The sequence below is a fragment of the Achromobacter sp. genome, assembly GCF_050285585.1.
In the GTDB taxonomy this organism is placed as follows: Bacteria; Pseudomonadota; Gammaproteobacteria; order Burkholderiales; family Burkholderiaceae_B; genus Achromobacter.
Genome location: NZ_JBLZXF010000003.1, coordinates 410,545 through 432,434 on the forward strand (window position 1 = coordinate 410,545; position 21,890 = coordinate 432,434).

Sequence of the window (21,890 nt, forward strand, 5' to 3'; positions counted from 1 at the left end):
TCCAGGTCAAGCGTTGCGGGCCGGGCTGCGCACCTTGCACGCAGCCTCGGACAAAATTGCCACGCACAGATCGGCATAGCTGATTCCCACCGCCTTCGCGGCCATGGGAACGAGAGAGTGACTGGTCATGCCGGGCGAGGTATTCATTTCAAGCAGCCACGGCCGGTTGTCCCGGTCGAGGATGAAGTCGGCGCGGCCCCAGCCTTCGCAACCCAGCGCCTGGTATGCCTTGACGGCGATCCCGGCGACTTCCTCCGCCACTTCGGGAGGCAGGGCGGCCGGGCAGAAGTACTGCGTGTCGTCGGAGAAATACTTATGCTCGTAGTCGTAGTTGCCGCCGGGTGCGGCGATCTCGATCACGGGCAGCGCGCGCGCGGCCTTGCCGGAGCCCAGCACCGCCACGGTCAGTTCGCGGCCCGAAATGAACTGCTCGGCCAGCACCTCGCTGTCGAAGCGAGCCGCCGCGGCATAGGCTTCCTTCATGTCGGAATAGCCCACCACCTTGGTGATGCCGACCGTCGACCCCTCATGCGGCGGCTTGATGATGAGCGGCAGGCTCAGGCGATCGGGCACCAGGCGCAGCTCGGTGTCGGCGTCCAGGACTTCGAACCCGGGCGTGGGCAGGCCATGCTGCAGCCACACGCGCTTGGTCATGGTCTTGTCCATGGCCAGCGCGGAAGCCAGCGGACCGCTTCCGGTATAGGGAATGCCCAGCAGCTCCAGCGCGCCCTGGATCGTGCCATCCTCACCGTAGCGGCCGTGCAGGGCGATGAACACGCGGTCGAATCCCTGCTCCGCCAGTTCGGACAGGCTGCGCTCGCCGGTGTCGAACAGATGGGCGTCGACGCCGGCGCTGAGCAGCGCCTGATGCACGCCCGCCCCCGACATCAGCGACACCTCGCGCTCGGCGGAACGCCCGCCGTACAACACCCCCACCTTGCCGAATTGCGTGTTCATGCCAGCTCTCCTACTTGGGCGGGGACCTTGCTGATCGACCCCGCTCCCATGACAACCACGACGTCGCCGTCACGGACGAAGTCCACCACCGCTTGCGGTAGCTCCGTCACGTCTTCGACGAACACCGGTTCGACCTTGCCGGCCACCCGCAGCGCGCGCGACAGGGCCCGGCCGTCCGCCGCCACCAGCGGCGGCTCGCCCGCGGCGTAGACCTCGGTCAGCAGCACGGCGTCCGCCGTGCCCAGCACACGCACGAAATCCTCGAAACAATCCCGGGTTCGCGTGTAGCGGTGCGGCTGGAATGCCAGCACGATGCGGCGGTCGGGCCAGGCGCCACGCGCGGCAGCCAGCGTGGCCGCCATTTCCACGGGGTGGTGGCCGTAATCGTCGATCACCGTGAAGGTGCCGCCGCCATGGCTGGCGGGCACCGGGAACTCGCCGGTCTGGGTAAACCGCCGGCCGACGCCCTTGAACGACGCCAGCGCCTCGCGGATCGCGTCGTCGGACACGCCCAATTCGGTCGCCACGGCGATCGCCGCCAGCGCGTTGCGCACGTTGTGCAGGCCGGGCAGGTTCAGCTCCACTTCCAGCGGCGGCAAAAGCGTGTCCAGATAGGTGCGCTGCACGTTGAAACGCATGCTCGTGCCCGCCGGCTGCACTTCGTAGGCATGCACCTGCGCCTCGGGGTTGAGCCCGTAGGTGGTGATCGGCCGGGATACGAAGGGCATGATCTCCCGCACGTTCGCGTCATCCAGGCAAAGCACGGCGCTGCCGTAGAACGGCAGGCGCTGGGTGAACTCGATGAACGCGCTCTTCAGGCGCGCCACGTCGTGCCCGTAGGTATCCATGTGATCGGCATCGATATTGGTCACGATGGCCATCACGGGCAGCAGGTTCAGGAACGAGGCGTCGGATTCGTCGGCCTCGACCACGATGTAGTCGCCCTGGCCCAGCCGCGCATTGGCGCCGGCGGAATTCAGGCGGCCGCCGATCACGAAAGTGGGGTCGAGATCGCCTGCGGCGAGCACGCTGGCCACGAGGCTGGTCGTGGTCGTCTTGCCATGGGTTCCGGCAACGGCGATGCCGCGCTTCAGGCGCATCAGTTCGGCCAGCATGATGGCGCGCGGCACCACGGGAATGCGGGCCGAACGGGCCGCGATCACCTCGGGGTTGTCGCCAGCCACGGCCGTGGACGTCACGATGGCGCCGGCGCCGGTCACGTTGCTGGCCACATGGCCGATGGAGATCTTCACGCCCAGGGCGGCGAGGCGGCGCGTCACGGCCGATTCGTTCAGGTCGGAGCCGCTGATCGTGTAGCCCAGGTTGAGCAGCACTTCGGCAATGCCGCTCATGCCCGAGCCGCCGATGCCTACGAAATGGATATGTTGGATTCTGTGTTTCATGATGAACGCCCCGCTGCTTGTTCACAGGCGTCGGCGATATGGGCCGCCGCCTCGGGGCGCGCATGCGCACGGGCCCGTTCTGCGACGGCTTGGAGTTCCTGTCGGGTGCGCTGGCCCAGCCACTGCGCCAGCCACTCGGGCGTCAAGGCGGTCTGAGGCTGGAGCCAGGCGGCCTGCGCATCGCTCAGGAAGCGCGCGTTGGCGGTCTGATGGTCATCGATGGCATGCGGGAACGGCACGAACAGCGCCGCCACGCCCGCCGCGGCCACTTCGGACACCGTCATGGCGCCCGCGCGGCAGATGAGCAGGTCGGCCGCCCCCAGGGCGCCCGCCATGTCGTCGATGAACGCGCGGCAGTCGGCCGCCACGCCCGCCTGGGCGTAGGCCTGCTGCAGCGCGGGCAAATGCGGTTCGCCGGCCTGGTGGACGACCTCCGGCCTGCTTTCCTGCGGCAGGAGCGCCAGCGCCTGCGGCAGCGTGGTGTTCAAGGCTTGGGCGCCCAGGCTGCCGCCCACGACCAGCACGCGCAGCGCGCCGCTGCGGCCGGCATAGCGCGCTGCCGGATCCGGCAGCGCGCACATATCCGCCCTGACGGGGTTGCCCATGGCCTCGCCCTTGGGCAGCACGCCGGGAAAACCGCTGAGCACGCGGCGCGCCATCCTGGCCAGCCACTTGTTCGCGGTGCCTGCCACGGCGTTCTGTTCATGCACGACTAGCGGCGTCCCGCGCAGCGCGGCGACCACGCCGCCCGGAAAGGCCACGTAACCGCCCATGCCCAGCACCACGTCGGGGCGCACGTCTGCAAGACGCGACCACGCCTGCGCGAACGCGCGCAGCAGCAGGAACGGCAGCTTCAGAAGCGCCGACACGCCCTTGCCGCGCACGCCCTGGAAGCGCAGGGGCACCAGCTCGATGCCGCGCGGCGGCACCAGCCGACCTTCCATCTTTTCGGGATTGCCCAGCCACAGCACGCGCCAGCCGCGCTCGCGCAGCACGTCGGCCACCGCCAGCCCGGGCATGATGTGCCCGCCGGTGCCGCCGGCCATGATCAGGATGGTGCGGGACGCGGTCATACTCGTCCCCCCCGCATCATGATGCGGTTTTCGACGTCGACCCGGATCAGCATGGCCAATGCGCACAGGTTCATCACCACGCCCGAGCCGCCGTAGCTCATCAGCGGCAGGGTCAGGCCCTTGGTGGGCAGCAGGCCCAGGCAGACCCCCATGTTGATGAAGGCCTGCACGCCGAACCACATGGCGACGCCATGCGCCACCAGGCCCGCGAAAGTGCGTTCCATGGCGATGGCCTGGCGGCCGATATCGAAACCGCGGTACACGATGATGGCGAACAGGATGATGACCAGCATCACGCCCGCGAAGCCCAGCTCCTCGCCCACCACCGCCATCAGGAAGTCAGTGTGCGCCTCGGGCAGGTAATGCAGCTTCTCGACGCTGGCGCCCAGGCCCACGCCCAGCCATTCCCCGCGCCCCAGCGCGATCAGCGAATGCGACAGCTGGTAGGCGCTGCCGTAGGCGTTGTCTTCGTTCCAGGGATCCAGATAGGCGAACAGCCGCGCGCGGCGCCACGGCGACAGCCAGATCAGCATCAGGAAGGTGCTGACCAGCACCGCCAGCAGGCTGCTGAAATACTTGCCGTTGATACCGCCCAGGAACAGGATGCCGATGGCGATCGCCACGATCACCATGAAGGCGCCCAGGTCGGGCTCCAGCAGCAGCAGCATGCCCACGCCGCCCAGCGCGACGGCCATGGGCAGGAAGCCCCGGGCGAATGCCTGCATGTGTTCCTGCTTGCGCACCGTGTAGTCGGCGGCGTAGAGCAGCGCGGCCAGCTTCATCAGCTCGGACGGCTGGAAGTTGAGCGGGCCCAGCGGGATCCAGCGGTGGGCGCCGTTCACCTCCCGGCCGATGCCCGGGATCAGCACGGCGACCAGCAGTGCCATAGCCACCCCGAACAGCGGCACCGCCAGGCGCTGCCAGACGCGGATGGGGATCGCCAGCACCACGGCCGCGCCGACCAGGCCGGCGCTGATGAACAAGCCGTGGCGGATCACGAAATAGTAGCGCCCATAGGACGCGTAGCGCGGGCCGTCGGCCAGCGCGATCGACGCCGAATACACCATCAGCAGGCCGAGCAGCAGCAACGTCGATGCCGCGATGACCAGCGGCAGATCGAAATTGCGCATGCGGGTACGGCCGGGCCGTACGGCGTTGACGCTGGCGGTGAGGTCGGCGATCAGGCTCATGCCACCTCTCCTTGGTCGCGGGCGAGGTCTTCCACCTCTTCCACGAACACCTGCCCGCGGTGCGGATAGTTGCGGAACATGTCCATGCTGGCGCAGGCAGGCGACAGCAGCACGGCATCGCCCGGCTGAGCCAGTTCGGCCGCGCCGCGTACGGCGTCGCGCAGCGTCTCGACCGTAATGCACTGCACGCCGGTCGGCGCCAGCACGCGTCCGATCTCGGGGCCGTCCTGGCCGATCAGCATCACGGCGCGCGCATGGCGCGCCACGCCCGGAATCAGCGGCGAAAAATCCTGGCCCTTGCCCAGGCCGCCGGCGATCAGCACCACCTGCTGGCCCAGGCCCTCCAGCGCGGCGACGGTGGCGCCCACGTTGGTGCCCTTGCTGTCATTGATGTAGTCCACGCCCCCGATCGTGCGCACGAAGGCCGCGCGATGCGGCTCGCCCGTGTACTCGCGCAGCGCGCGCAGCATGGCGCCCCAGCCCAGGTCCAGGCAGCGCGCCAGCTGCAGCGCGGCCAGCGCGTTCAAGGCGTTGTGGATGCCGCGGATGCGCAGGGCGTCCACCGGCATCAGGCGGCTCATGCGACCCTTGGCGCGCACCGGTTCGGGCGCGTCCTTCTTGCGGCGCGGAGGCGGCGCGGGCTCATCGAAATCGTTGGGCTCGCAGGCCGCCAGCCAGGCCACGCCCTGGCCCAGCTCCAGGCCCATGTCGCCGACGAGTTCCGGCACCTCGCGGCCGAAACTGCGCACGTTCAGCGCATTCAGGGTGGCGACCATGCCGACGGTGTGGGGATCGTCGCGGTTGACGATGGCGATCCGGGCCATTGTCAGCAGACGCGCCTTGGCCTGCGCATAGGCTTCCATGCTGCCGTGCCAGTCCAGGTGATCCTGGGTGACGTTCAGCACGACGGCCGCGTCGGCCATCAGCGAGCGCGTGGTTTCCAGCTGGAAACTGGAAAGCTCCAGCACCCAGGCCTGCGGCAGCGTATCGGCGTCCAGCGCCGCCATCAGCGCGGCCAGCGCCGCGGGGCTGATGTTGCCCGCCGCCATGACCGACAGCCCGCTGGCTTCGATCAACTGCCGCGTCAGCGCGGTCACGGTGGTCTTGCCATTGGTGCCGGTCACGGCCAGCACGCGCGGCCGGTACTCGCGCGTTTCGGCCAGCTCGGCCAGCGCGCGCGCGAACAATTCGATCTCGCCGACGATCTCGATGCCGCGGGCCTCGGCCTCGCGCAGCAGATCGGCCGCCGGGGCCTGGGCGGGCGCCAGGCCGGGGCTCAGCACGACCTGGCTCACGCCATCGAGGAGCGCCGTCTCGAAGGACGCGTCGCAGCCCAGCCGGTATTCCACTTCGCTCTGCGCCAGCGACTCGCGCAGCGCAGCCAACCCGCCCGGCTCGGCGCGCGTGTCGGCCACGCGCAGGCGGGCGCCTTGGCGGGCGCACCAGCGAGCGGCGGCGACACCCGTCTCGCCCAATCCGAGGATCAGGACGAGCGGCGCGTCTGCGCGGGAGGTTTCCATCGTATTCATCGCAACTTCAGAGTAGAGAGGCCGATCAGCACCAGCATCATGCTGATGATCCAGAAACGCACGACCACCTGGGTTTCTTTCCAGCCACCCACTTCAAAGTGATGATGCAACGGGGCCATGCGGAAAATGCGTCTACCTGTTCCATAACGTCGCTTGGTGTACTTGAACCAAGTCACTTGCATCATCACGGAAAGGGTCTCGACCACGAAGACACCGCCCATGATGAACAGCACGATCTCCTGGCGCACGATGACCGCGATGGTGCCCAGCGCGCCGCCCAGCGCCAGCGCGCCGACGTCGCCCATGAAGACCTGCGCCGGATACGCGTTGAACCACAAAAATGCCAGGCCGGCGCCGCCGATCGCGGCGCACAGCACCATCAGTTCCGCCGCGCCCGGGATATAGGGAAACAACAGGTACTTGGAATAGTCCACGCGGCCGACCACATAGGCGAAGATGCCCAGCGCGCTGCCCACCATGACGGTAGGCATGATCGCCAGGCCGTCCAGGCCGTCGGTCAGGTTCACGGCGTTGCTGGTGCCGACGATGACCGCCCAGGTCAGCGCCACGAAACCGAGCACGCCCAGCGGGTAGCTCACGCTCTTGAAGAACGGCACGATCAGGTCGGCGCGCGTCGGCAGCGACATGGTGAAGCCGCTGCCCACCCATGCCTTGAAGAGGGGCCACAGTTCGGTGTTGGCGGGTGCCGATACGGCGAACGCCAGATACACCGCAGCCACCATGCCGATGGTGGCCTGCCAGAAGAACTTCTGCCGCGCGGGCATGCCTTCGGGATCGCGGTAGACCACCTTGCGGTAATCGTCCATCCAGCCGATCCAGCCGAAACCGAACGTCACCAGCAGCACCACCCACACGAAGCGGTTGGTCCAGTCCGCCCACAGCAGGGTGCTGATGGCGATCGAAATCAGGATCAGCACGCCGCCCATGGTGGGAGTGCCCGTCTTGACCAGGTGGGATTCCGGGCCGTAGGAGCGCACGGCCTGGCCGATCTTCATCTCGGTCAGCTTGCGGATGACGCGCGGGCCGGCCACCAGGCCGATCAGCAGCGCGGTCGCGCATGCCAGCACAGCGCGCAGGGTGATGTATTCGAACACGCCCAGTGCGCGCACATCGTCAGACAGCATGCGGGCGATTTCAAGCAGCATCGTGCTCTCCCTGCCCCTTGGCCGCCGTGTTTTCATTCGTGGAAAAAGCCGTCACTACCCGCTCCATGCGCATAAAGCGCGATCCCTTTACCAATACGCAGGACGGACGCAGGCCGCGCAAGGCGGCAACGACTTCGTCTACCGATGCGCAGGCGCGCGCCCCCGCACCGAATGCGGCGGATGCCGCCCGGCTGGCTTCGCCCAGCGTGATGAGCGCATCGAGCCCTTGCTCGCGCGCGTAATTCCCCACCTCTACATGCATGGCGGGGCCGTTGTCCCCGACCTCGCCCATGTCGCCCAGTACGAGGACACGCGTGCCGGCGATGCGCGCCAGCACGTCGATGGCCACGCGAACCGAGTCGGGGTTCGCATTGTAGGTGTCGTCGATGAGCAACGTACCGTCACTCATTTTCTTGTGCTGCATGCGGCCCGCGACGGGGCTGAAACCGGCCAGGGCGCGCACCGCGCTATCCAGCGGCGTCCCGGCCGCGACGGCGCTGGCGATGGCCGCCAAAGCGTTGCGCAGGTTGTGCAGGCCGGGCACCGGCAGCGCCAGGTCTGCGGTGCCGACCGGCGTCACCACGCGGCAGCGCGTTGCGTTCACGTCGGCCAGGATCTGCTCCGCATACACGTCCAGGCCCGGCTGCAGGCCGAAACGCAGCACGCGGCGCGGCTCGGCCAGGGCGTCCCAGATCTTCGAATACGGCTCATCGCCCGGATAGACGGCGACGCCGTCCTCGGGCAGCGCGGCGATGGCGGCGCCGTTCTCGTGCGCCACCGCTTCCACGCTATGCATGAATTCCTGGTGCTCGCGCTGGGCGTTCGTCACCAGCGCCACCGTGGGCGCGGCCATGGCCGCCAGCTGCGCGATTTCGCCGGGATGGTTCATGCCGAGCTCGAACACCGCGGCGCGATGCTCCGGGCGCAGCCGCAGCAGCGTCAGCGGCACGCCGATGTCGTTGTTCAGGTTGCCGGCGGTGGCCAGGCGGCCCGCCTCGCCACGCCAATCGGCGAGCATGGCCGAGATCATTTCCTTGGTCGTGGTCTTGCCGTTGCTGCCTGTCACCGCGACGACGGGCAGGGAAAACCGCGCGCGCCAGGCCGCGCCGATGCGCATCAAGGCCGCGCGGGTGTCACCCAGCACCAATTGCGGCAGGCGGGCGTCAGGCACGGCATGCGCCACCACGGCCGCGCACGCGCCGCGCTCCCCGGCCTGATCCAGGTAGTCGTGCGCGTCGAAATTCTCGCCCACCAGCGCCACGAACAACTCGCCCTCGCCGATGCGGCGCGTGTCCGTGGACACGCCCTTGACCTGCGGAAGCAGCATGGCCAGGCGCGCCCATTCGCGATCGTCGAAGGGCAGCTTCTCGCCTCCGATGTCCTGGTAGGTTTCATGCCCCTTGCCCGCCAGCAGCACCACGTCTTCGGGCGACGCTGCCCAGATGGTCTGCATGATGGCGCGCGCGCGGTCCACCTGCACGTCGGCGTGCGCCGACTCGGGAATGCCGCCAAGAATCTGTTGAACGATGGCTTCGGGCGATTCGGTGCGCGGATTGTCGCTGGACACGACCACATGGTCGGCCAGGTCGGCCGCGATGCGTCCCATCTCGGGGCGCTTGCCCGGATCCCGCTCGCCGCCGCAGCCGAACAGGCAGACCAGGCGGCCCGAACGCGCCGCCGCGACGGCGCACAAGGCCGCCAGCGCCCGCGACAGGGCGTCGGGCGTATGGGCGTAGTCCACCACCACCAGCGGCCCGCGGCCGGTGCCGGCCTGCGCGCCGCTGGAACCCAGCGGCTCCACGGTCTGCAGACGGCCGTCGACCGGGTCGGTCGCCGCCAGCTCGCGCGCGATCTGCGCAAACGGCAAGCCAAGCTGATACAGCACGCCCGCGACCAGCAGCAGGTTCGACACATTGTGCGCGCCCAGCAGACGCGTCACGATCTGGGCTTCGCCGTGCGGCGACACCAGGGTGAAGATCTGGCCCTGGGACGTGGCCTGGAGATCGCGCGCGCGCATCGCCGCGGGGATCCCGGCCTCATCGCTCAGGCTGTAGCCCATCGCCATGTCGGCGGGCAGGCTCGCCAGCAGGCGGCGTCCGGCTTCGTCGTCCGCATTGACCACGGCGGCCGTGAGGCCCGGCCAACGGAACAGGCGCGCCTTGGCCGCCTCGTACCGCGCCATCGTGCCGTGGTAATCGAGGTGGTCGCGCGTCAGGTTGGTGAAGGCCGCCAGCGCCACGCGCACGCCGTCCATCCGGCCCTGTTCGATGCCGATCGACGACGCCTCCATCGCGACGGCTTTGGCCCCCGCGTCGCGCATCGCGGCCAGCGTGCGGTGCACGGTCAGCACATCGGGCGTCGTCAGGTCGCCGCCCAGCGTGCGGCCGTCGGGCAGCACCGCGCCCAGCGTGCCGATGGTGCCGCAGGGCTTGTCATTGCGGCTCAGCGCGTGGGCGATCCATTGCACGGACGACGTCTTGCCGTTGGTGCCCGTCACGGCCACCACGGCAAGCGCGGCGGAAGGCCGGCCATACCAGGTGTCGCCCAGCTCGCCCAGCAAGGCGCGCAGGCCGGTCACCGGCAGCATCTGGGCCTGCGCAGCCGCGGCCTCGATGGCCTCGCTCGCGGGCGCTTCGAACAGTACCGCGCTGGCGCCCAACGCCAGCGCCTTCTCTATATAGAGGCGCCCATCGCTGGACAGGCCCGGGCAGGCGACGAACACGTCGCCCGGCTCGATCTCGCGGGAGTCCAGCTTGAGATGCGCCGTCAACGAAACGCGCGCATGCAACCACGCCACGATTTCGGCAACCGTGGCGACGGGGGAAGAAGGATGGAAGCCTTTGGCGTTCATCTGCCTGGCTCCTTGAGACCAGCAACAATAGTGGATTCGAAGGGTGCGTCAGGACGCACCCCCATCAACCGCAGGCTACCGCCCACGATCTGGGAGAACACTGGCGCGGCGATCGCGCCTCCGTAGTAGCCGCCGACCGTCGGCTCGTCGATGGACACGGCCACCACGATCTTCGGATCGGACACCGGCGCAAAGCCCACATACGAGCTCCGGTAGCGCTGCGTGCTGTACTTACCGTCGACGATCTTGCGCGCGGTGCCGCTCTTGCCGGCCACGCGGTAGCCCTGCACCTGGGCGGCCTTGGTGCCTTCGGGACCGGCGGCGGCTTCCAGCATGCCCCGCACCAGCTCGGTGGTTTTCGGCGTGTAGATCTTGACGCTGGTGGGATCGCTGTCGCGCTTGACCAGGGTCAGCGACACCATGTCGCCGTTGCGTGCAAAGACGGTATAGGCGCGCGCCACCTGCAGGAGCGACACCGACAGGCCGTAGCCATAGGCCATCGTGGCCTTTTCGATCAGGCGCCAGCGGTCCCAGGGACGCAGTCGGCCCGGAGCCGCGCCGGGGAATCCCACCTGAGGCGCCTGACCCAGGCCCAGCTCCGTGAAGCGGTCCCACATTTCGCGGGCTTCCAGCTTCTCCGAGATCATCGTCATGCCGATGTTGCTGGACTTGCGCAGCACGCCGGCCACGTCCAGCGTGCCGTTGCGGCTCACGTCGCTGATCGTGCTGCCCTGGTACTGGAAGCGGCCATTGCCGGTTTCGAACAGGGTTTTCGTGCTGATGCGGCCCAGGTCCAGCGCCAGCGCGGCGGTGAAGGGCTTCATGATCGAACCCGGCTCGAACGTGTCGGTGATCGCCTGGTTGCGCAGATTGGCGCCGTGAAAAGTCTCCCGCTTGTTGGGATCGAAGGTGGGAACGTTGGCCAGCGCCAGGATCTCGCCCGTATGCACGTCCACGACCACGGCGGTCGCGCCCTTGGCCTGGTGCTTGTCCATGGCGTCCTTCAACGCCTTGAACACCAGGTACTGCAGGCGGGTATCGATCGACAGGCGCAGGTCGCGGCCATCCACCGGCAAGGTCACGGCCTGCACGTCCTCGATCACCCGGCCCAGCCGGTCCTTGATGACACGGCGGCTGCCCGGGCGGCCGGAAAGCTGCTGGTTGAACGTGAGCTCGACGCCCTCCTGCCCCTGGTCCTCGACGCTGTTGAAGCCCACCACGTGGGCCATCACGTCCCCGTCCGGGTAGTAGCGGCGGGTTTCGGGCTGCTGATGCACGCCCGGCATGCCCAGCTGCTTGATCTTGTCGGCCACGTCCATGGAGACCTGGCGCTTCAGGTAGACGAAATTCTTGTCTTCGTCGACGAGGCGATGGCGCAGGTCGGCGACCGGCGTTTCCAGCAGCTTCGCCAAGGTATCCAGCTGGGCCGCGGTGGCCTGCTTGGTGTCTTCGGGAATCGCCCAGATCGCGCGCGCGGGCACGCTGGAGGCCAGCACGGCGCCATTGCGGTCCATGATCTTGCCGCGCGTGGCGGCCAGGGTCAGCGTGCGCTCATAGCGCCGCTCGCCCTGCTGTTGCAGGAATTCAGTGGACAGTCCCTGCAGGAACAGCGCGCGGCCGGCCAGCACGGTAAACCCGCCGAACAGCAGGATCAGCACCAGGCGCGCGCGCCACGTGGGCAATTGCCCGCGCAGCACGGGGTTGTCGAAGAAAGGAACGCGTTTCATTGCGCGCCTCCGCTGGCGGAGACGGGCGCCTGATTCATATACAGCGTGCGGTCCGGAACGATGGAGATCATCTTCAGGCCGTCACGCGCGATGGCGTCCACCCGCGCATTGCGGGCGAGTTCGGCGCGGTCGAGTTGCAGGCGCCGCCAATTGGTTTCCAGGTCGCGCGCCTGCGCCTGATCGCGTCCCAGCTCGACGAACAGCTGGCGCGACTGATACCGGCTGGTGACCAGGGAAATGGCCGACAGCATCAGCAAAGCCGCAACGATCAGATTGACGCGACCCATCAGCGGCGCCCTCCCTTGCCGCCGCGCCGGGGCGGCGGAGCCAGGTCGCTGCCGGGCAGGGAACCGATCTTCACGAACGCGAAGCCGCCCTCTGCGGGCAGCGGCGTTTCCGTGCGTTCGGCAACGCGCAGGATGGCGGAACGGGCGCGGGCATTGGACGAGACCTCCTCGTCTTCGGCCACCACGCGCCCGAGGGAACGCAGCACCGGCTGGGGCATTTCGCTTTCCCGCAGAGGCAGGCGCGCGTGCGCCGCAGCCGGACGAGCCGCCGCCGCGATGCACTGCTTGACCATGCGGTCCTCAAGCGAATGAAAGCTGATCACCGCCAATCTCCCCCCCGGAGCCAGCAGGTCTAGAGCTGCCGCGAGGGTGCGCGCGAGCTCTTCGAGTTCCCGATTGATGTAAATCCGTAAAGCTTGAAAGGTGCGTGTGGCCGGATGCTGCCCCTTTTCGCGCGTGCGGACGGCGCTGGCGACGCACTCGGCAAGCTCGAGCGTGGTGCGCAGCGGCCTTGTTGCGCGGCGAGCAGCAATCGCCTTTGCAACCTGAAAAGCAAACCGTTCTTCGCCATAATCCGCTATGACCTCCCGCATCTCATCCACACTGGCTTGCGCCAGCCAATCCGCCACCGTGGGACCACGAGTGGTGTCCATCCGCATGTCGAGCGGGCCATCTCGCATGAACGAGAAACCGCGCTCGGCATCATCGATCTGAGGCGACGACACGCCCAGATCCAGCATCACGCCATCGACCTTGCCGATGCCGAGCTGCTCCAACTCTTCGGCCATGGTGGCAAAGCCCCCATGCACCACGGTGACCCTCGGGTCCGCCGCCGCCAACGCATTGGCCACGGCGATCGCCTCCGGATCCTTGTCGAACACCACCAGCCGCGCGCCCGGCCCCAGACGGCCGAGCAGCTCGCGACTGTGCCCGCCACGCCCGAAGGTGCCGTCGACGAAGACGCCGCTCTCCGCTCGCGTAGCCGCAGCCGGCCCGTCTTGCTCTTGCGACCGTGCCGCGCCCTTGCCGCCGAATCCGGCCAGCAATAGCGCGTCCACCGTCGGCTCCAGCAAGACGGGCCGATGTTCGAATTCCATAACTTTTTCAGAACGAAAACTGATTCAACACATCCGGCATACCCTTGGCCAAGTCCTCAGCCTCGCGGCTGGCCAGGGTAGCGGCGTCCCACAGCTCGAAGTGCGCGCCCAAACCGAGCAGCATCACATCGCGCGTCATACCGGAAGCGTTGCGCAGTTCAGGAGCGATCAGGACCCGGCCGGAGCCGTCCAGTTCCACGTCCTGAGCGTTGCCCAGCAACAGCCGCTGCAGCGCGCGGGCCGTCATGGGAAAAGCGGCGATCTGCTCGCGCTTCTTTTCCCACTCGGGCCGCGGATACACCAGCAGGCAGCCGTCGGGGTGGCGGGTCAGGGTCAGCCGGCCTTCGGCCTGCGACATGAGCGCGTCACGATGCCGGGTCGGAATCGAGATCCGTCCCTTGGCATCCAGCGTGAGCGCGCTGCTTCCCTGAAACACCACTTTTACCCCACTTAATTGCACAATTTCCTACTATTTCCCACTCTACGGTATGGGACAGGGGCGGTCAAGCGCGTGGTTGCAATTTTTTCAATCACAACAAGGACTTAGATCAATATGTAAATGCGCAAAAACAAAAACCTCCCAATAAATCAGGAGGTTGCGACATTATCTAAAAGTCCTTCTTCAGAAGTGGCGCCTAACAATGACTTTGCATTGTTTTACGATCGGTCGTTCGCTCCTATTGGCGAGGCTTCCCGGCGAGCGCGGCGCCAGAGACCAGCCAAAAAAGGGCGCGAGCCGGTCCGCGCGGCGCCGGGGACCGGCCCGGCGGCCGCTCGTTTTGAGAATGAGTTGCAAGACGGATCTATAGGCCGGATTCTGTACACCAGGTTTCCCTGGCGGACGATCATTCCTCTGCGCGGACCATTGCTGGGCCGCTGTAGCCATCTACCCGCATACTCGGACGGAGCCGCCCTTCGCAGCCCGGAGGCCGCACGCATGCCTATTTGATGTTGCTCCGGATAGAGGTTGCCGCGTTTCACCCTGCGATGCCGCCGCCCGTTGCCGGACGGCGCGATACGGAGATGGCCGTACCTGTGCGCGCGATGCGCGCCCACCCCGCAGACTCGTCTCTGTGGCCCTATTCCTCAACCGCGCCCGAAGACGCGGCCGGACGGCCGTTAGCCGTTACCCTGCCCTGTGGAGTCCGGACCTTCCTCGATGGATTCGCATCCACCGCGATCGCCCGACCCGCCTTGCGGTTCGTATTCTAGTACAGGTGGCGGCTCCGTCCCCGAAGCCCCCCCCCACGGACGGTCCGAGCCAAACGGCCCCGCGCGTTCCTGCGACAATACGCCTTGATTCGCACAGACGCAGACGCTACCCACTACATGGCCCTCGCTACCCTCATCACTCTTACCGACATCCAGCTGGCCTACGGCCATCACCCGCTGCTGGACCACGCCGATTTCGCCATCCAGGCGGGCGAGCGCATCGGCCTCATCGGCCGCAACGGTGCCGGCAAGTCCTCCCTGCTGAGACTGCTGGACGGCAGGACGCTGCCCGACGACGGCGATATCGCGCGCAGTTCCGGCTTGCGCGTGGCCACCGTCGAGCAGGAACCCGAGCTCGACGAGAACGCCACCGTCTTCGACGTGGTCTGCAACGTGGAAGGCGACCACGAAGACTGGCAGCGCCCGTCGCGCGTGCGCGCCGTGCTCGAAAAGCTCGGCCTGCCTGCCGACGTGCAGATCGCCGGCCTGTCCGGAGGAACGCGCAAGCGCGTCGCGCTGGCCCGCGCGCTGGTCGACGAACCGGATCTGCTGCTGCTGGACGAGCCCACCAACCATCTCGACTTCGAAGGCATCGCCTGGCTGGAAGACATGCTGCGCGGCTGGAAAGGCGCCGCGGTCATCATCACCCACGACCGCCGCTTCCTGGACGCCATCGCCACGCGCATCGTCGAACTCGACCGCGGACGGCTGCTGAGCTTTCCCGGCAATTTCTCGCAATGGCAGGAGCGCAAGGCCCAATGGCTGGAATCCGAACGGCTTGAGCAGGCCCGCTTCGACAAGCTGCTGGCGCAGGAAGAAGTCTGGATACGCAAGGGCGTCGAGGCGCGCCGCACCCGCAACGAAGGCCGCGTGCGCCGCCTGGAGCGGCTGCGCGTCGAACGCGCCGAGCGCCGCGAGCGCGTCGGCAACGTTTCGCTGGCGCTGGCCGAAGGTCAGCGCTCGGGCAAGCTCGTGGCCGAGCTCGAGCACGTAGGCAAGGCCTTTGGCGAGAAGATCGTGGTGGACGATTACTCCACCACCATCCTGCGCGGCGACCGCATCGGCATCATCGGCCCCAATGGCGCCGGCAAGACCACCCTGCTCAAGCTGATCCTGGGCGAAATGCAGCCCGACAGCGGCGCTACTCGGATGGGCACCAATGTGTCGGTCGCCTATTTCGACCAGATGCGCGCGCAGCTGGACGAGAACGCCACGCTCGTCGACATCATCAGTCCGGGCAGCGAATGGGTCGAAATCGGCGGCACCCGCAAGCACGTGATGAGCTACCTGGGCGATTTCCTGTTCTCGCCTGCCCGCGCGGGCTCGCCCGTGCGCAGCCTGTCGGGCGGAGAGCGCGCCCGCCTGCTGCTGGCCCGCCTGTTCGCCCGTCCCGCCAACGTGCTGGTCCTGGACGAACCCACCAACGATCTCGATATCGAAACGCTGGAGCTGCTGGAAGAGCTGCTGCAGGAATACTCGGGCACCGTGCTGCTCGTCAGCCACGACCGCGCCTTCCTCAACAACGTGGTCACGCAGACCATCGCCTACGAAGGCAACGGGCGCTGGCGCGACTATGTCGGCGGCTACGATGAATGGGTCGCCCAACGCCCCGCGCCCGCCGCCCCGTCCGAAGACGCCGGCGCCGCCGCGCGGCCTGTCGATGACGGCGCGGCCCGCGCCAAGGCCGCTCGCCCCAAGCCCGCCCGATCCGCCAAGATGAACTCCTGGGAACTGCGCGAACTGGAGGGGCTGCCCGATGCCATCGCCGCGCTGGAAGCGCAGCAGGCCGAACTGGCTGGAAAGCTCGCGGATGGAAGCCTGTACCGCGACGCGCCGGCCGAGGTCGAACGCATCAACGGCGAGCTGGCCAAGCTGGAAAGCGAGCTGGAAGAACGGTTCGCCCGCTGGGAGCTGCTTGAAGCGCGCCGCGAGGGCACGCTGTGATTCGCGGCAGCCTCTATATATACATATAGGAAGGCAATAAAAGCGGGCTGTCTTGCGACAGCCCGTTTGAACATCTAGGCGTGCGCGCGCCAGGCCAGCGCTTCTCCCGCGGCCAGCGGCACCAGCGTCGTATCGCCGAAAGGCAGGTCGTCAGGCACCTGATAGGCTTCGCGCACCAGCGTCAGCGTGCCGGTATTGCGCGGCAGGCCGTAGAAATCGGGGCCATGGAAACTGGCGAAACCTTCCAGCTTGTCCAGCTTCCCGGCAGCCTCGAACGCGGTCGCGTACAGCTCCATCGCATGCAGCGCCGTGTAGCAGCCTGCGCAACCGCAGGCATGTTCCTTCAACCCTCGCGCATGCGGCGCGCTGTCGGTGCCCAGGAAAAAGCGCGGGCTGCCGCTGGTGGCCGCGTCGACCAGCGCCTGCCGGTGCGTCTCGCGCTTCAGGATCGGCAGGCAATACCAATGCGGCCGCACGCCGCCCTGGAAAATCGCGTTGCGGTTGTACAGCATGTGCTGCGGCGTGATCGTCGCGGCAATGGGGCCTTCGGCATCCCGGACGTACTCCGCGCCCTCTTTCGTCGTAATGTGCTCGAATACGACTTTCAAGGCGGGGAACGCGCGGCGCAACGGCTTCATGACGCGATCGACGAAAACCGCTTCGCGGTCGAACACGTCGATCGACGGATCCGTCACCTCTCCGTGCACCAGCAAGGGCATGCCGCATTTCTCCAGCGCCTCGAGCGCCTTCGTGCACTTGCCCAGCAGATCGGTCACGCCCGCGTCCGAGTTGGTGGTGGCGCCGGCGGGATACAGCTTCACCGCATATACCTGGCCCGATTCGTGCGCGCGGAAGATTTCCTCCGCGGACGTGTTGTCCGTCAGGTAGAGCGTCATCAGCGGGGTGAAGGTCGCGGGATTGCCGCCCGCCTTGCCCAATGCCTCGAGGATGCGACCGCGATAGGCCAGCGCCTGCTCGGTGTTGGTCACCGGCGGCTTCAGGTTCGGCATGATGATTGCGCGCGCGAACTGGCGCGCGGTATCCGCCACCACGGCTTCCAGCGCAGCGCCGTCGCGCAGGTGCAGGTGCCAGTCGTCGGGGCGGGTAATGGTGAGCTGAGTCGTATTCTGAGTAGACATGGAAAGGCTTCTTAATCTGCCAGCGGCATGCCCCGTTCGGCCAGCGCGCAGAACATTGCGCTGCCCAAGGGAATGACCGCATCGTTGAAATCGAAATGCGAGTTATGCAGCACGCAGCCGGAATCGGCGCCGCCCTGCCCCAGCCTGAAGTAAGCGCCCGGCTTGCTCTGCAGCATGAAGGAGAAATCCTCGGACCCCATCGACGGCACCAGGTCGCGCACCACATTCTCCTTGCCTATCATCTCGGTGGCGATGTCGGCCACCAGATTGGCATGCTGCGGCGTATTCAAGGTCGCGGGGTAAATGCGTTCGTAGATCACTTCGGCGGAGCCGCCGAAGGCGCCCGCAATGGCGGACACCAGTTCACGCATGCGCGCTTCCACCATTTCCTGCACGGACTTGCGGAACGTGCGCACCGTGCCCACCATCTTGGCTTCGCGCGGAATCACGCTCATCGCGCCCGGATGCCCCGCCTGCAGGGAGCCGATGGACACCACCGCCGAATCCAGGGGATTCACGTTACGCGACACGATAGTCTGCAAGGCAGTGATGATCTGGCCCGCGATGGTGACGGGATCGATGGTCTGGTACGGATGCGCGCCGTGTCCACCGCGTCCCGTGATCTGGATCTCGAAGCGGTCGGCGGCCGCCATCATCGGCCCGGGGTTGATCCCCACGGTGCCCGGCTTCAGGCCCGGCCAATTATGCAGCGCATAGATCGCGTCGCAAGGAAAAGTATCGAACAGGCCGTCTTCCAGCATGGCGCGCGCGCCGCCTCGCCCCTCTTCCGCGGGCTGGAAAATCAGCACGGCGGTGCCGTCGAAATTGCGCGTCTGCGCCAGATATTTCGCCGCGCCGATCAATATGGCCGTGTGGCCGTCATGGCCGCAACCGTGCATGAGGCCCGGCTTCGTGGACTTGTGGCCGAAATCGTTATCCTCGGTCATGGGCAATGCATCCATGTCGGCGCGCAGGCCGATCATGCGCCCGCTGTCGCAGCGTTTTCCACGAATGACGCCCACCACGCCCGTCTTGCCGATGCCGCGATGCACCTCGATACCCAGCGCTTCAAGCGAGCCCGCAACGATTCCGGACGTGCGCACCTCCTCGAATCCCAATTCCGGATGAGCATGCAAATCGCGCCGAAGCGCCGTCAATTCGTCGTGAAACAGTCGAATTGATTCCAATGGAGATCGTGCGTACATAGGAGGTTACAGAATGACGAGAAGGGGGGGACAATCTGTGCATTTTAGTTGCTACAGAGGATAAATGCCTTTGTCTTTACGGGAGAGACACGTTATGCTCCGGCCGCAGGACAATTTTTCCAACAGCCAGAGAAGGAGCGCCGCATTATGGCCACAACCTCCAAACCCGCGACCGCGCGCAAGCCGAACGCTGCATTCATGAAGCCCCTGACCCCCAGCGCCGAATTGGCCGCTGTCATCGGCTCGGAAGCCGTGCCGCGTACCGAGGTCACCAAGAAGATCTGGGAATACATCAAGAAGCACAACCTGCAAGATGCCAGCAACAAGCGCAACATCAACGCCGATGCCAAGCTGCGCCCGATCTTCGGCAAGGATCAGGTCACGATGTTCGAACTGACCAAGCTGGTCAACGCACATCTGAAGTAAGCAGGCAAAGGGCGTACCCCGTACGTCCCTGCCTCCAGCTCGCCTCGACGCCCTGGCTCAGTGCCGGGCGAGCCCGCCTCACCTGTGCCTAGCGCCATTCCCCCTCCGGCTGCGGCAACCGCGCCAACATCGCCTTACCCGCATCCCCCAGTCGTCAAGCCCGGCGCGCTTCTTCAAGCAGCCAGCGGCGAAATTCCACCAAGCCTGGACGCTGTGCGGCCGCGCGCGGATAGACGAGCCAGTAGCTGTAATCGTTCGGCAGGACCAGATCGAAGAGCCGCACCAGGCGCCCCTTGCGCAGGTCGTCCGCGGCCAGCGTCAAACGCCCCAACGCAACGCCCTGGCCTTCGACAGCGGCTTGCAGAACCAGCGCCGAGTCGTTGAATACCGGGCCTTGCGAGAGATCCAGCGAGACGTTCGCATGGCGGCACCACTGTTCCCATCCGGCGCGCGGCTGATCGTGCAACAGCGGAACCGAAGCCAGGTCGGCGGGCTCCGCGAGCAATGGCGGACCCAGCGCCAGCGCGGGGCTGCATACGGGAGACAGCGATTCGCGCGCCAACAGATCGGCCTTGAGGCCTGCCCAACGGCCCAGGCCCGAACGGATGCCGGCATCGAATTCGGCCCCGCCATCCCAAATCTCCAGCGAGCTCGTCACGCGCAGATCCACCTCCGGATGGCTGGCACGAAACGCCGGCAGGCGCGGCAGCAGCCAACGCGAGGCGAATGAGGGCAACACAGTAATGCGCAATGGGCCTTCCTCGGCCTCGCGCACTCGTCCGGTTGCCTCTGCAATGCGGTCGAAGGCTTGCGACAACGCCGCCAGATAAGACGCTCCCTTGCGGGTCAGCGTCAACGAATGCCCCCGGCGCGTAAACATGGGTTCTCCCAGCCAGTCTTCGAGCTGTCGCACCTGGTGGCTGATGGCGGCCTGCGTGACGCACAGCTCTTGCGCCGCGCGGGTGAAACTCAAATGGCGGGCCGCGGCCTCGAAGGCGCGCAGCGCCCCGAAAGGCGGCAGGCGTCGCATGGTCCTTGATTAGCTGGATTTATGAAACGTATGAGAATAGATCGTTTTGCTTCGGCCCGGTAGCGCTATCTACTAGAGCTCTTCCGGCCCAGCGGGCGCCAGGTGCCGCCGGGCCTACACCACGCAATAAAAGGGCGGCAGCGATGATAGCTTGGGAGATTTGGACGGTATTCCTCGGATATGCGGTGCCGATGATCGCCAGCCCGGGGCCTGGCAACACGCTGCTCGCCACCGCCGGCGGCCGTTACGGCCTGCGCGGTTCCCTCCCGTTCTGGATAGGCTTCGAAGCCGGCAACGCCGCGCTTTGCGCCCTCTACGGCTTGGGCCTGGGCGGCACGCTTCACGACTACCCGCAATTGCACCTCCTCCTGAAATGGGCGGGCGTAGCGTATCTACTGTATCTCGCATGGGGCTTCTTCCAGGCATCCGCCACGCCTGCGGACGCGCAAGCCGGCGGCAGGAGGCTAGGATTGCTGGACGGGTTCGTCTGCGTGATCCTCAACCCGAAGATCCATTCCATGATCATCGTGATGTTCGCGCAATTTCTCGCGCCGGAAGCCGGCCTGGCAAGCCAGGTTGCGCAGCTGAGCATCGCCTTCGTGGTCCTGGGCCTGCTCTGCCATTTCCCCTGGATCTACGGCGGACAGGTCATCCTGGGCCGCTTTACCTCTCCGCGAGCCTTGCGCCTCCAGGCCTTGGTGTTCGGCAGCGCCATGCTGGCCGTCGCCGCGTACGTGGTCCTGTCCTGAAGCCAGGGGAATGCGCGAATTGAAAAAGGCCGGCGAAAGCCGGCCTTTTGGGTGGGGATCGACGCGTTCAGGCGTATGTGGTCGGCGCAGAGCCTTCCAGCAGAGCCAGCCAGCCCTTGATCAAGCGGTACAGCACCCACACCACGGTGGCGGCCAGGCCGATCCAGCCGATGAAAATGAGCGTCGCGATACCGCTGATGGCCAGCCACAGCAGGGCCCACCAGAAGGTGCGCAGCAACCAGTCGAAATGGGAGGCATAGACCGTGCCAGCGGCATCCGAGCGCTTGACGTACATGAGCACGACCGCCGCCAGTGTCGCGATGCCCAGAAATCCACTCGTCAGGAAGCCCAGCGCGTACAGGCCGTAGGCAACGTGGGTCAGCGTGCGCAGATCTAAAGTCGTACCGGGCACGGGGGTCTGGGGATCACTCACGATAACGCTCCAACGAATTGACTCGGTCAATCTTACCGCACAAAGCTACCCCGCCCACGGCCGTTGTTATTTGGGCACATTCAATGCTGGCGCGGCTTGCAGCCGGGTGTGCGTCTGACAATCCGCAAAGAAAAACCCCACAGCTCGTGCTGTGGGGTTTCTGGATTGAAGCCTGGCAATGACCTACTTTCACGGACGTCCGTCCACTATCATCGGCGCAAAGGCGTTTCACTGTCCTGTTCGGGATGGGAAGGAGTGGGACCACCTTGCTATGGTTGTCAGGCATAACGGTTTGAACGCCCGCCTTGCGTGGCAAACGCTCCAATTCTGGATCTGGAGCCCGCCGGTGTCGCCTGGAGGTTGGCTCGACAGGCGCCGACAATGGGCTCTCACAAAAGACAAAACCCCACAGGGTTACCTGTGGGGTTTTGCGGAATAAAAGCCTGACGATGACCTACTTTCACAGACGTCC

The 21,890-nt window shown here is 66.5% G+C and carries 18 protein-coding genes, 1 rRNA gene and 1 other RNA gene; 3 read left to right on the top strand and 17 right to left on the bottom strand.

Annotation, left to right across the window (positions count from 1 at the left end; genetic code table 11):
• Positions 1-6 precede the first annotated feature (6 nt).
• The 12 genes from ACN6PJ_RS07445 to rnpB all read right to left on the bottom strand — a co-directional run bounded on the left by ACN6PJ_RS07445 (position 7) and on the right by rnpB (position 14,476).
• Complete coding sequence (locus tag ACN6PJ_RS07445; RefSeq protein WP_427995233.1) at positions 7-957, bottom strand: D-alanine--D-alanine ligase; 951 nt, start codon at positions 955-957, stop codon at positions 7-9.
• The gene (murC, locus tag ACN6PJ_RS07450; protein WP_427995234.1) at positions 954-2,360 is read right to left on the bottom strand and encodes a UDP-N-acetylmuramate--L-alanine ligase; all 1,407 of its coding nucleotides are present in this window, start codon (positions 2,358-2,360) and stop codon (positions 954-956) included. Before murC ends, ACN6PJ_RS07445 begins: the two co-directional genes overlap by 4 nt.
• Entirely contained in the window at positions 2,357-3,433 is a 1,077-nt protein-coding gene (gene murG / locus ACN6PJ_RS07455; RefSeq protein WP_427995235.1) for an undecaprenyldiphospho-muramoylpentapeptide beta-N-acetylglucosaminyltransferase, read from the bottom strand. The genes murC and murG overlap by 4 nt, the downstream gene beginning before the upstream one ends.
• Positions 3,430-4,623 (bottom strand): putative lipid II flippase FtsW, encoded by a 1,194-nt coding sequence (gene ftsW, locus ACN6PJ_RS07460; protein ID WP_427995236.1) that lies wholly within the window; start codon positions 4,621-4,623, stop codon positions 3,430-3,432. Before ftsW ends, murG begins: the two co-directional genes overlap by 4 nt.
• On the bottom strand, positions 4,620-6,152 hold the full coding sequence (murD, locus tag ACN6PJ_RS07465) for a UDP-N-acetylmuramoyl-L-alanine--D-glutamate ligase (protein ID WP_427995237.1): 1,533 nt from the start codon (positions 6,150-6,152) through the stop codon (positions 4,620-4,622). Before murD ends, ftsW begins: the two co-directional genes overlap by 4 nt.
• A complete protein-coding gene (gene mraY, locus ACN6PJ_RS07470) occupies positions 6,149-7,318 on the bottom strand; it encodes a phospho-N-acetylmuramoyl-pentapeptide-transferase (RefSeq protein WP_427995238.1) in 1,170 nt (389 codons plus the stop codon). The genes murD and mraY overlap by 4 nt, the downstream gene beginning before the upstream one ends.
• A complete protein-coding gene (murF, locus tag ACN6PJ_RS07475; RefSeq protein WP_427995239.1) occupies positions 7,308-10,169 on the bottom strand; it encodes a bifunctional UDP-N-acetylmuramoyl-L-alanyl-D-glutamate--2,6-diaminopimelate ligase MurE/UDP-N-acetylmuramoyl-tripeptide--D-alanyl-D-alanine ligase MurF in 2,862 nt (953 codons plus the stop codon). The genes mraY and murF overlap by 11 nt, the downstream gene beginning before the upstream one ends.
• Complete coding sequence (locus tag ACN6PJ_RS07480; protein ID WP_427995240.1) at positions 10,166-11,896, bottom strand: peptidoglycan D,D-transpeptidase FtsI family protein; 1,731 nt, start codon at positions 11,894-11,896, stop codon at positions 10,166-10,168. The genes murF and ACN6PJ_RS07480 overlap by 4 nt, the downstream gene beginning before the upstream one ends.
• Positions 11,893-12,183, bottom strand: coding sequence for a cell division protein FtsL (gene ftsL / locus ACN6PJ_RS07485; RefSeq protein WP_129526747.1), 291 nt, complete (start codon positions 12,181-12,183; stop codon positions 11,893-11,895). Before ftsL ends, ACN6PJ_RS07480 begins: the two co-directional genes overlap by 4 nt.
• The gene (gene rsmH / locus ACN6PJ_RS07490) at positions 12,183-13,280 is read right to left on the bottom strand and encodes a 16S rRNA (cytosine(1402)-N(4))-methyltransferase RsmH (RefSeq protein ID WP_427995241.1); all 1,098 of its coding nucleotides are present in this window, start codon (positions 13,278-13,280) and stop codon (positions 12,183-12,185) included. The genes ftsL and rsmH overlap by 1 nt, the downstream gene beginning before the upstream one ends.
• A 7-nt stretch (positions 13,281-13,287) precedes the next feature.
• Entirely contained in the window at positions 13,288-13,716 is a 429-nt protein-coding gene (gene mraZ / locus ACN6PJ_RS07495) for a division/cell wall cluster transcriptional repressor MraZ (RefSeq protein WP_199164365.1), read from the bottom strand.
• Positions 13,717-14,070: 354 nt separating this feature from the next.
• An RNA gene (gene rnpB / locus ACN6PJ_RS07500) (RNase P RNA component class A) lies at positions 14,071-14,476 on the bottom strand.
• Between the two features lie 133 nt (positions 14,477-14,609).
• On the opposite strand from rnpB, the gene ACN6PJ_RS07505 reads away from it, so the two are divergent.
• Positions 14,610-16,436 carry an ATP-binding cassette domain-containing protein gene (locus tag ACN6PJ_RS07505; protein WP_427995242.1) on the top strand — a complete coding sequence of 609 codons (1,827 nt, stop codon included), beginning with the start codon at positions 14,610-14,612 and terminating at the stop codon, positions 16,434-16,436.
• Between the two features lie 74 nt (positions 16,437-16,510).
• On the opposite strand, the gene pyrC is transcribed toward ACN6PJ_RS07505, so the two are convergent.
• Both pyrC and ACN6PJ_RS07515 read right to left on the bottom strand, forming a co-directional pair.
• The gene (pyrC, locus tag ACN6PJ_RS07510) at positions 16,511-17,575 is read right to left on the bottom strand and encodes a dihydroorotase (RefSeq protein ID WP_427995243.1); all 1,065 of its coding nucleotides are present in this window, start codon (positions 17,573-17,575) and stop codon (positions 16,511-16,513) included.
• 11 nt (positions 17,576-17,586) lie between these two features.
• On the bottom strand, positions 17,587-18,780 hold the full coding sequence (locus tag ACN6PJ_RS07515) for a M20 aminoacylase family protein (protein WP_427995244.1): 1,194 nt from the start codon (positions 18,778-18,780) through the stop codon (positions 17,587-17,589).
• Positions 18,781-18,927: 147 nt separating this feature from the next.
• Between ACN6PJ_RS07515 and ACN6PJ_RS07520 the strand changes: the two genes are divergently transcribed.
• Entirely contained in the window at positions 18,928-19,206 is a 279-nt protein-coding gene (locus ACN6PJ_RS07520) for an SWIB/MDM2 domain-containing protein (protein ID WP_006217453.1), read from the top strand.
• A gap of 154 nt (positions 19,207-19,360) precedes the next feature.
• Here the strand turns inward: ACN6PJ_RS07520 and gcvA are convergent, their stop codons facing one another.
• Positions 19,361-20,236: a transcriptional regulator GcvA gene (gcvA, locus tag ACN6PJ_RS07525; RefSeq protein WP_427995245.1), complete on the bottom strand. Its 876-nt coding sequence runs from the start codon at positions 20,234-20,236 to the stop codon at positions 19,361-19,363.
• 191 nt (positions 20,237-20,427) lie between these two features.
• Between gcvA and ACN6PJ_RS07530 the strand changes: the two genes are divergently transcribed.
• On the top strand, positions 20,428-20,985 hold the full coding sequence (locus ACN6PJ_RS07530; RefSeq protein WP_427995246.1) for a LysE family translocator: 558 nt from the start codon (positions 20,428-20,430) through the stop codon (positions 20,983-20,985).
• 67 nt (positions 20,986-21,052) lie between these two features.
• Here ACN6PJ_RS07530 and ACN6PJ_RS07535 read toward each other — a convergent pair whose 3' ends face one another.
• Together ACN6PJ_RS07535 and rrf are read right to left on the bottom strand one after the other, a co-directional pair.
• Positions 21,053-21,418, bottom strand: a complete 366-nt coding sequence (locus ACN6PJ_RS07535; protein ID WP_427995247.1) for a DUF4870 family protein — start codon at positions 21,416-21,418, stop codon at positions 21,053-21,055.
• A 170-nt stretch (positions 21,419-21,588) separates the two neighbouring features.
• Positions 21,589-21,701, bottom strand: a 5S ribosomal RNA gene (gene rrf, locus ACN6PJ_RS07540).
• Between the last annotated feature and the right edge of the window lie 189 nt (positions 21,702-21,890).

Bases quoted from the DNA above. Each gene is read 5' to 3' on its own strand.
- ACN6PJ_RS07515 (WP_427995244.1), bottom strand. From the start codon at position 18,780: ATGTACGCACGATCTCCATTGGAATCAATTCGACTGTTTCACGACGAA.
- ACN6PJ_RS07445 (WP_427995233.1), bottom strand. From the start codon at position 957: ATGAACACGCAATTCGGCAAGGTGGGGGTGTTGTACGGCGGGCGTTCC.
- ftsW (WP_427995236.1), bottom strand. From the start codon at position 4,623: ATGAGCCTGATCGCCGACCTCACCGCCAGCGTCAACGCCGTACGGCCC.
- ACN6PJ_RS07530 (WP_427995246.1), top strand. From the start codon at position 20,428: ATGATCGCCAGCCCGGGGCCTGGCAACACGCTGCTCGCCACCGCCGGC.
- pyrC (WP_427995243.1), bottom strand. From the start codon at position 17,575: ATGTCTACTCAGAATACGACTCAGCTCACCATTACCCGCCCCGACGAC.
- mraY (WP_427995238.1), bottom strand. From the start codon at position 7,318: ATGCTGCTTGAAATCGCCCGCATGCTGTCTGACGATGTGCGCGCACTG.
- murF (WP_427995239.1), bottom strand. From the start codon at position 10,169: ATGAACGCCAAAGGCTTCCATCCTTCTTCCCCCGTCGCCACGGTTGCC.
- ftsL (WP_129526747.1), bottom strand. From the start codon at position 12,183: ATGGGTCGCGTCAATCTGATCGTTGCGGCTTTGCTGATGCTGTCGGCC.
- murC (WP_427995234.1), bottom strand. From the start codon at position 2,360: ATGAAACACAGAATCCAACATATCCATTTCGTAGGCATCGGCGGCTCG.
- gcvA (WP_427995245.1), bottom strand. From the start codon at position 20,236: ATGCGACGCCTGCCGCCTTTCGGGGCGCTGCGCGCCTTCGAGGCCGCG.
- ACN6PJ_RS07505 (WP_427995242.1), top strand. From the start codon at position 14,610: ATGGCCCTCGCTACCCTCATCACTCTTACCGACATCCAGCTGGCCTAC.
- rsmH (WP_427995241.1), bottom strand. From the start codon at position 13,280: ATGGAATTCGAACATCGGCCCGTCTTGCTGGAGCCGACGGTGGACGCG.
- ACN6PJ_RS07520 (WP_006217453.1), top strand. From the start codon at position 18,928: ATGGCCACAACCTCCAAACCCGCGACCGCGCGCAAGCCGAACGCTGCA.
- ACN6PJ_RS07480 (WP_427995240.1), bottom strand. From the start codon at position 11,896: ATGAAACGCGTTCCTTTCTTCGACAACCCCGTGCTGCGCGGGCAATTG.
- murD (WP_427995237.1), bottom strand. From the start codon at position 6,152: ATGAATACGATGGAAACCTCCCGCGCAGACGCGCCGCTCGTCCTGATC.
- murG (WP_427995235.1), bottom strand. From the start codon at position 3,433: ATGACCGCGTCCCGCACCATCCTGATCATGGCCGGCGGCACCGGCGGG.